Source organism: Mesorhizobium sp. P5_C1, from assembly GCF_054049815.1.
The window spans coordinates 1-2,368 of record NZ_JBFULQ010000711.1; the positions used below are offsets into that span (position 1 = coordinate 1).

The 2,368-nt window shown below is 62.1% G+C and carries 1 protein-coding gene; it reads left to right on the forward strand.

Going from position 1 to position 2,368, the window contains the following annotated elements; all coding sequences use genetic code 11:
- Positions 1–211: 211 nt before the first annotated feature.
- Positions 212–1,645 (forward strand): aldehyde dehydrogenase family protein, encoded by a 1,434-nt coding sequence (locus ACXJ7R_RS30245; protein ID WP_457155023.1) that lies wholly within the window; start codon positions 212–214, stop codon positions 1,643–1,645.
- The last annotated feature ends 723 nt before the right edge of the window (positions 1,646–2,368 follow it).

Here is a 2,368-nt window from a genome sequence, read left to right on the forward strand (position 1 = left end):
CCTTGTGGGGGAGATGTCCGGCAGGACAGAGGGGGGCGCGAAGGAACTCGACGGCGGTTCTTCACCGCTTCCGCTAAAGCGTAACTGGCATATTGCACACGGCTGGCTCAATCACTTGGCTCTTGCGTTTGACAGCGGCGTTTGTGCATCGTTATCTCCAGCCACATATGACGGCCGGCAAAGCCATGCGGCGCACCCCAAGGAGAAAACCATGTCACACAATCTGCAGTTCTATATCGATGGCGCGTGGGTCGATCCTGTTGTGCCCAACACATTCGACGTCATCGATCCGTCGAATGAGGATGCCTTCGCGCAGATCTCGCTCGGCTCCAAGGCCGATGTCGACAAGGCGGTGGCCGCCGCCAAGCGCGCCTTCACCACCTTTGGCTTCACCGAAGTCGGCGAGCGGCTCGAACTCTTGAACCGCATCATCGAGGTCTACAAGAAACGCAGCGCCGATCTGGCGCTCGCCGTATCGCGCGAAATGGGTGCGCCGCGCCAGTTCGCGCTCGACAGCCAGGTCGGCGTCGGCCTCGCGCATCTGCAGAAGATGGCCGACGTGCTGAAGAGCTTCGAGTTCCGCCATGTCAAGGGCAGCTCGCTGGTGGTCAAGGAGCCGATCGGCGTCGTCGGCCTGATCACGCCGTGGAACTGGCCGCTCAACCAGATCACCTGCAAGGTCGGTCCCGCCCTTGCCGCCGGCTGCACCATGGTGCTGAAGCCGTCCGAGATCGCGCCGCTCGACGGCATCATCTTCGCCGAAATCCTGGACGAGGCCGGCGTGCCGAAGGGCGTCTTCAACCTCGTCAATGGCGACGGACCGGGCGTTGGCCAGGCGCTGTCCAGCCACCCCGACATCGACATGATGTCGTTCACCGGTTCGACCCGCGCCGGCATCCTGGTGGCCAAGGCCGCCGCCGATACGGTCAAGCGCGTGCATCAGGAGCTCGGCGGCAAGTCGGCCAACATCCTGTTTGGCGATGTCGACCTCGCGAAGGCCGTCACCAAGGGCGTCGCCGGCTGCTTCGGCAACAGCGGCCAGTCCTGCAATGCGCCGACGCGCATGTTCGTGCCGCGCGACCGCCATGACGAGGCCGCCGGCTATGCCAAGGCCGCGGCGGAAAAGTTCACAGTCGGCCCGGCGGATGCGGCCGGCACCAAGCTCGGCCCGGTCGTCAGCCAGGTCCAGTTCGACAAGATCCAGGAGCTGATCCAGAGCGGCATCGAAGAAGGTGCCACGCTGGTCGCCGGCGGCCCGGGCCGTCCGGCCGAACTCAACCGCGGCTACTACGTCCAGCCGACCGTGTTCGCCGATGTCACCCACGACATGCGGATCGCGCGCGAGGAGGTCTTCGGACCGGTGCTGGCGATCATGCCCTATGACAGCGTCGAGGAGGTGATCGAAACCGCCAACGATACGGTCTACGGCCTTGCCTCCTACATCCAGGCCAAGGACATGCAGAAAGCGCGCGAAGTGGCGGCGCGCATGCGCACAGGCAATGTCTACATCAACTATCCGACCTGGGACGCCGGCCTGCCGTTCGGCGGCTACAAGCAGTCGGGCAACGGCCGCGAATATGCCGAATACGGTCTTGAGGATTTCCTCGAGATCAAGGGCATCGCCGGCTACGAGGCGGCGGAATAGGCACGACGCAGTTCCGGGCCGGCGGCAATGCCGGCCCGCCCTGCAATTCAGGGGCGCGGTCCGCACAGTTGGCCGCGCATGCTTCGCTGCGCATGACCCCGGCAATGGCCGCCCGCGTTACCAGCAAGCTTGGAAGGTCAGCGACTTCGTTGCGCTTGTCGAGGCGAAAGAAGCTGAGAAACCGACCGTTCGCGGCCCGTATCGGAAGGTGACGATTGATTGGTTTCAGCTAGCCCACCTTGGATGAGTGTCAGGACTTCACGAAGGGACTGTTGAGGAAGTAACCTGAAAAACTCTGGGCGAAGACCGTCACCGCGTCTTGCTGCAATTTCATGGAACGACAACATTCCAAACATCGGTAATTCTCCCGTGGTATGTCGGGAGTCTGGCCGTTTGGCATTAGTGCCGCCACCCGTTTCCTGTCGAACTCTCCTATAAGCTTAGAGCAAAGCATGGGAGGGATCGACATGGACGATCTTTGCGAGAAGATGGACGCCGTTGCGCCGAAGCCGGGCAAACGCGGTCCCTACAAGAAACAGTAAGATCGTCCATGGCAGATCGAGATCGTTGGATAATTCACATCAAAGAGCTTCGCTCTAGGCACGGCGTAAGCCTCCTCGAAGCGGAGCGCATTGCCTTGTCATATCCTGACTGGCGACGTTGGGTCGAACGCCAAATAAACACGGATGAGCGCTGTCGCAAGTTCGCACGCACTCACATGGC